The sequence below is a fragment of the Paenibacillus ihuae genome, from assembly GCF_001368795.1.
GTDB classification, from domain to species: domain Bacteria; phylum Bacillota; class Bacilli; order Paenibacillales; family Paenibacillaceae; genus Paenibacillus_AQ; species Paenibacillus_AQ ihuae.
Genome location: NZ_LN831198.1, coordinates 122475 through 124763, shown reverse-complemented (window position 1 = coordinate 124763; position 2289 = coordinate 122475). Strand labels below are relative to the sequence as shown.

The following is a 2289-nucleotide window of genomic DNA, read 5'->3' as shown; positions in this document are numbered from 1 at the left end:
AGAGCCATGGTCATCACCGTTCCCTGCTGCCATCACCAGCATAATCCTTACCGGTCTCCTGCACCTTAACACCATATCCTTTGCCACTGCCTTGCTCGCTGCTGCCTTGAGCCGCCGCATGCAGCGCCAGAACGCCGGCGGCATTGTCCCACTTCCGCTCGCACCGCTCCAGCACCGGGCCGATGGCCGGGGTTACTTTGTCGCCGAGGAACAGGAACAGCGCAGGGTAATGGATGCTGCTGCGGCCATCCCCCTTACTGTGCTGCGCCTCTTCCTGCGCTGCGTATTGTTCGGCATAAACAAGCGCTTCTTTTCTAATCATAGGCTTACTTCAGCTTCCTGCGGATACTGCCGAGCTTACCGGTCAGACTCTTGTAGAAGGCATACATTTCGTCCCCGTTCGCATGCTCTACCCGTTCGTATTCCAGGCTGTCGCGTGCCTCCAGGAAGGAAACATACAGCCCCTCCAGCTTATACAGCAGCGGGGTTACATCTTCAGCTGCCGTCATTTCTCCGGAGCGGCGCGCCGCTTTGCGCAGCAGCACACTGCGGCTCTTCTCATCCAGCTCGCGGAAATGGCGGTAGACGGCATATTCCACATAGCTGCGTTCCTTCATTAAATTAGCGAACGGCTCCCAGGCCTCTTCTTCCTCGTCACGGTCATAGACATACAGTGCACCTTTTTTGACGATGGTATCGGTATAGAGCGCCTCGATGAACTGGTCCAGCCACTTATCTTCGTCGAGATATTGACGGAGCAGAGCGTCCAGCTCAGCTGCTTTGGCTGTCAGGGCGTCATATTTGAGCAGCTCCTCGCGGACACGGGTGATCAGCTGCGGTGAGCGGATCAGGTTCTCCTGGGCCAGCTCCATGTTGATGCTCCCGAAAATATCCTTAACCCCTTCACGCTCCAGTCCGTTCTCACGCAGCGTCCGCAGCTCATCAGCTGCCTTCTTCACTTCCCCGAGATTCGGACGGGACGAGCCCAGCTGCAGATCATAGCCGCCCAGCAGCTTCTCCAGATCAAACGGCTTGGTGAAGATGACCGAGAAACGGCTGCTCGTATTTTCGTCAGGGCCCTTTTCGATAATAACTCCACTCTTCAGCGCCCGGGCGAAATCGGCCCGCACCCTGGCGTTGTATTCACGGACACGCGGGTTAACATAGGTGTCACCCCATGACTTCTCCGGAATCGGAGACGGCAGGTAGGTCCAGTTGTTCTTATCGGTCATTACCAAATGGCGGCCGATGCCTTCCTTGTCGAGGATCGTCCGTTCATAATTCTCCTCGAACACCCGGAGCGGCGTATAGACGAAGAGCGGCACCCCGTTACGGGTATTGAGCCAGAAAATCCGGTTCTTAACCTCACTCTCCTTCACCGTAAACTGTGATTTGCCAAGTGCGTTATTCTGGTAATTGCGAATCCCCTTCAGGATGCCCGGCGCTTTGACCGGCACGGACACGAAGCCCCATGACGGGAAGTGCAGGCTGCCTGAGCTGTTGCTGAGATGGAAGATCGGCACCGCATCCTCATCCAGCCTGCCTGCGATTATCCGCTCCACGAATTTGTCCAGCGGCTCCTCACGGCCGTATTTCATCACCAGGAAATCTTCCATGGAACGTGTAATCAGATCCCCGAACTTGTCGCTCAGGAACTCAGAGATGGAACGGACAATATCGATCTCCTGCTCTCTGACCCAGCGTCCGGAATGCTTAAGCATTTCACGAGTAAAGTCACGGATCAGGTCATCGCCGTCCTTCTGGTCCATCACCTTGGAGATCGTCGCGGAAATATCCGGCACGTTGACGATATTCCAATAGTAGGTTTTGTTGCCCTTGTGATCCGCCTGCTCTTCACCGCTCAGCAGAATATCCCCGTTCTTCTCGAAAATCGAGCTCAGCGCACTGAGGATCTCTGTAAACACGCCGTAAATCCGGTTATTCTCCTCATTCAGCAGCTCAAACAGATCCTCATAGAACTGGATCATCTGCTCTGTGCGCTCCACATCGGCATGCAGCCAGTACTCGTTGATCTTGGCTTCGATATAAGCGTTTTTCTTTTTCTCCTTGGAGACAAAAGCGCTGCGCGCATCACCCAGCTTCTCTTCCGCGCTGTCCTGCGCCGTCTCAATATCACGCGGCAGGCGCAGAAGACTCTCACGCAGCGCTTCGATATAGGACTGGATCAGCTTCAGGATGCAGAAGCCCTTCTCGGTGTAGAGCAGCCGCGAGACATAGAACGGCCCCTGCTCGGGATGCAGGAAGATGCGCTCCAGCTCCTCACTGAAA

General features: G+C 55.4%; 1 protein-coding gene and 1 pseudogene. Both read right to left on the bottom strand.

What is annotated here, in order from left to right; translation table 11 throughout:
• Positions 1–13: 13 nt before the first annotated feature.
• Positions 14–322: a hypothetical protein gene (locus AQR02_RS00550; RefSeq protein WP_054938927.1), complete on the bottom strand. Its 309-nt coding sequence runs from the start codon at positions 320–322 to the stop codon at positions 14–16.
• A 4-nt stretch (positions 323–326) separates the two neighbouring features.
• Positions 327–2289, bottom strand: a pseudogene (locus AQR02_RS33260) (tubulin-like doman-containing protein); the annotation flags it as partial.